Below are 2,392 nucleotides of genomic sequence, written 5' to 3' on the forward strand. Positions count from 1 at the left end.
ACTGAAATCAAGGTATTATTGGGAATCCCAGCTTAAATCATAGATACCGTAAGGGATTTTATTCTTTATTTAAAACTTTGCAACAGAACCCACCAACTTCAATTGCACAAAAAAGCGTGAGCACAAGGCTCACACTTTTTCTAGTTGACTATCCTAAAAATTCGAAAACATCTTTACGATCATACAATTTCAAGATTTTTTCAAATAAGATTTGACCTACGAAAGCAGCTACGATTGGTACAACAAACCAGCAGATTAATAGTAGAATAATACTCAAACCGGCGTCCAATGAAGCCAACGGACCTACCAACCCTACCAAACCGAAACCAGCAGAAGCAGGAGTCCCTGAGACTGAGAATAACGCTACTGGAATTGCTGAGATGATAGCGGTGAATAGACATGGCACCAAGATAATTGGTTTCCTAAACAAGTTTGGCATCATCATTTTCATAGCACCCAATGCGATGGCCAAAGTAACCCCTGGTTTGTTGACTTTCCAAGAGTTAACTACCAAGACAACTGTTGTTGCGGCAACACCCATAGCGGCTGCACCAGCAGAAACACCGTTCAATTGAATTGCCATACCAATGGCAACTGTAGAGATCGGCGAGATAATCAAGAAAGCAAAGGAACATGCAATCAAGATTGACATCAAAATTGGTTGCAAAGTAGTAAAGGTATTAATTAAGTCACCGATAGCGGCAGTAATCTTGGTTACGTAAGGATATAAATAATAGCCGATTAGACCAGCGCCGATACCAACAACGATTGGTGTTGCAACAATTGCCACGGACCCAAATTTTTCGCCGATCAACAAGATCATGCCGACAGCGATTGATGCAGTAATCATGGTATTGATGATGTCTCCGGTACCAGCACCGATATAAGTAGCTGTGTCAGGATTGAATTTCACAACACCGGAGCCAACGAAAGCTGCACCGGCAACTACTAACATTTGCATTGGTTTGAAGCCAAACTGCACCGCAATCAAAGCGCCAATCAATAGTGGAGTAGCTAGTTGGAAAATAACTGCCATTTGTGTGATCGTTACTGCTAAGGTATTTTCACCAAATAATTTCAAAATTGCTGCCAATACCGCGTTAGGAATCAACCCTACGATGATCCCCGTTGCGGTACCCGCTAATACTTTATTTAAAAATATTTTTGGAGTTAATTTTTCTTCCATTTTCTCGTCCTCTTTCTAATGATTACTATTTCGCTCCTAGAATTTCTTCTTTACTATGAACCAGTTGCGTTAAGAAATCACAGTAAGGAGTTACTACGCCATATTTTTTACCTTTACGAGAAATGGCTCCGTTGATGTAGTCAATCTCGGTCAAACGGTTATTTTTTATCAAGTCTTGGTGCATCGATGGGAAATGCATACCAATCGTAGTCGGGTCAAAACAAGTTTCTACATGTTCGATTACTTCGGGAATGTCTAAGTTGACGTTTTCTTTGGCAGCAACAGCTGCAAATTCGTTAACAATAGTCACTACCATGTCATGAGCAGGTTTGGTTGCACCAAGCCCCGCCATATTGACGTCTAAAATCGTGCATAAGCCATTCATCGTACCATTGACACAAGCTTTACGATAAATTGAATAATGAATGTTGTCGGAATATTTGGCATTTAAACCAGACGCGGACAAAGTTTCCGCCAATTTTTTCGCTGATTCTTCTTGGCCAATACCTAGATTTTGCAATTCAACAGACCCGCTGCCAAATAATTTAGCCTTGCCGGGACCTTCTAGACCAGCAGTCCACATGGTGTTGCCGATAAAGATTTTTTCCATCGGTACGAATTTTTCGATTACGTCTTCATGACCGATACCGTTTAAGAGACACAAAACTTCTGTGTGATCAGCAATTAATGGTTTAACATCCTGCAGCATTTTTTCCAACTGCATTGCCTTCGTGAATAAGATAATCAAATCAAATTGCTCACCAGTGGGCACCTCATTCTGATTAACAATTGGGACTTTAACAGTAATTTCTTCGCCATTATAATTAGCCTTCAATCCGTTTTCTTTGATGGCATTGATATGCTCCTGCCAGCCGTCGATTAGCAAAACATCGTTACCACCTTGTTTCAACATCAGTCCGAACCGGGAACCCATCGCGCCGGCCCCTGCAATTGCAATTTTCATAAATAAAAGCCTCCAAACTTAATTTACAATAAGTGAATATTTTCACATTTCTCATTATAGAGTTTTCATTCGGAAACTTCAAGTAGGAGAGTGTAAAATATTTTGTGTAAATAGAAAAAAGGAAGTCTCTTCTGTAGAATAGAGTTACCATAACACATTCACAGAATTCCGCGCGACCGCAACGGCGAGTTCAAGCAACAGACTGTTCCTGCTTATAGACGGACGAATGATACCTTAGAGGA

2 protein-coding genes are annotated in these 2,392 nt (G+C 40.5%); both read right to left on the bottom strand.

The window, feature by feature from the left end:
* Window positions 1-148 precede the first annotated feature (148 nt).
* Window positions 149-1,186 (bottom strand): PTS sugar transporter subunit IIC, encoded by a 1,038-nt coding sequence (locus FGQ66_RS14920; protein WP_002335373.1) that lies wholly within the window; start codon window positions 1,184-1,186, stop codon window positions 149-151.
* A gap of 25 nt (window positions 1,187-1,211) precedes the next feature.
* The gene (locus FGQ66_RS14925; protein ID WP_002335374.1) at window positions 1,212-2,150 is read right to left on the bottom strand and encodes a 2-dehydropantoate 2-reductase; all 939 of its coding nucleotides are present in this window, start codon (window positions 2,148-2,150) and stop codon (window positions 1,212-1,214) included.
* Between the last annotated feature and the right edge of the window lie 242 nt (window positions 2,151-2,392).

Origin of the sequence: Enterococcus sp. BSD2780061688st2 D3, assembly GCF_005844145.1 — a bacterium.
GTDB lineage: Bacteria > Bacillota > Bacilli > Lactobacillales > Enterococcaceae > Enterococcus_B > Enterococcus_B durans.

Excerpts from the sequence above, each read along its gene's own strand:
- FGQ66_RS14920 (WP_002335373.1), bottom strand. The coding sequence starts at position 1,186 with ATGGAAGAAAAATTAACTCCAAAAATATTTTTAAATAAAGTATTAGCG.
- FGQ66_RS14925 (WP_002335374.1), bottom strand. The coding sequence starts at position 2,150 with ATGAAAATTGCAATTGCAGGGGCCGGCGCGATGGGTTCCCGGTTCGGA.